A 1380-nucleotide genomic window follows, 5' to 3' on the forward strand; every position below is an offset into this window, starting at 1 on the left:
TCCACGACCCCGCCGCCGCCCTGCCCCCGGAGGAGAACGGCTCGCTCTTCGAGCCCTTCGGCTCCCGGCTGGCCCGGGGCGCCGGGCTGTCCCTGGCCGCCCTGCGCCGGGTGATGATGGGCGTGGGGGGAGACGTGGCCGCCCGGGGCAGCGCCGAGCCGGGCGTGGTGCTGACGCTGACGTTCGCCACCTGAGAGCGCCATGGAGACCCTTCTCATCGTCGACGACGACGTCTCGCTCCTCGAAACGCTGAAGATGCACTTCGAGGAGATAGAGCACGACGGCCAGCCGCGCTACCAGGTGTCCACCGCCACCAGCGCGGCGGCCGGGCTGCGCGCCGCCCAGGAGGCCATGCCCAGCGTGGTCATCCTCGACATGATGCTCCCGGACCGCACGGGCCTGGAAATCATCGAGGAGATGAAGGGCCTGTGCGGGGACGCGCGCATCATCCTGGTCACCGCGTACCACGACATGGAGACCACCATCCGGGCCATGAAGGCCGGGGCCTTCGACTACATCCACAAGCCCTTCCCGGACCCGGCCGCCCTGGACCTGGTGGTGGAGCGCGCCCTGGAGTACCGCCAGCTGTCGCGCCGCGCGGACGAGGTCCACCGGGAGAACGCCGCCGCCCGCCTGGGCGACATCGTGGGCACCAGCCCGCTGATGCAGCAGCTGGTGAAGGAGATTGGGAAGGTCACCGGCAGCCACGCCACCGTGCTGATTACGGGCGAGAGCGGCACCGGCAAGGAGCTCATCGCCCGCGTCATCCACAACTACTCCTACGACGAGCCGCGGCCCTTCATCGGCATCAACTGCTCCGCCATCGTCGACACGCTGCTGGAGAGCGAGCTGTTCGGCCACGAGAAGGGCGCCTTCACCGGGGCGACCGCGGGCAAGCCGGGCAAGTTCGAGGTGGCCGAGGACGGCACCGTGTTCCTGGACGAGATTGGCGACATGTCGCTGATGCTCCAGTCCAAGCTCCTGCGCGTGCTCCAGGAGCGCGAGTTCGAGCGCGTGGGCGGCGTCAAGCGCATCAAGCTGCGCGCCCGCGTCATCGCCGCCACCCACCGGGCCCTGGCGGAGGAAGTGGAGGCCGGCCGCTTCCGCGAGGACCTCTACCAGCGCCTCAAGGTCATCACCCTCCAGATTCCGCCGCTGCGCGAGCGGCGCGAGGACATCCCCCCGCTGGTGAAGCACCTGCTCGAGCGCATCAACGAGAAGGTCCACAAGCGCGTCACCCGCGTGCCCGGCGAGGTCATGGAGCGCCTCACCCGCCTGCCCTGGCGCGGCAACGTGCGCGAGCTGGAGAACGTGCTCACCCGCGCCGTGGTGCTGGCCCCCGGTGACGTCCTGCGCGGTGACGACCTGCCCGCCCTGGAG

2 protein-coding genes are annotated in these 1380 nt (G+C 70.4%); both read left to right on the plus strand.

Annotated features, from left to right (window positions below; translation table 11 throughout):
- Positions 1-194, plus strand: a 194-nt coding sequence (locus G4D87_RS37790) for an ATP-binding protein (protein WP_504112936.1), incomplete at its 5' end; no start/stop codon positions are given.
- 7 nt (positions 195-201) lie between these two features.
- Positions 202-1380 (plus strand): sigma-54-dependent transcriptional regulator (locus tag G4D87_RS37795; protein WP_163787596.1); only part of this gene is annotated, 1179 nt, incomplete at its 3' end.

It is taken from the genome of Myxococcus vastator, assembly GCF_010894475.1.
Taxonomy (GTDB): Bacteria; Myxococcota; Myxococcia; order Myxococcales; family Myxococcaceae; genus Myxococcus; species Myxococcus vastator.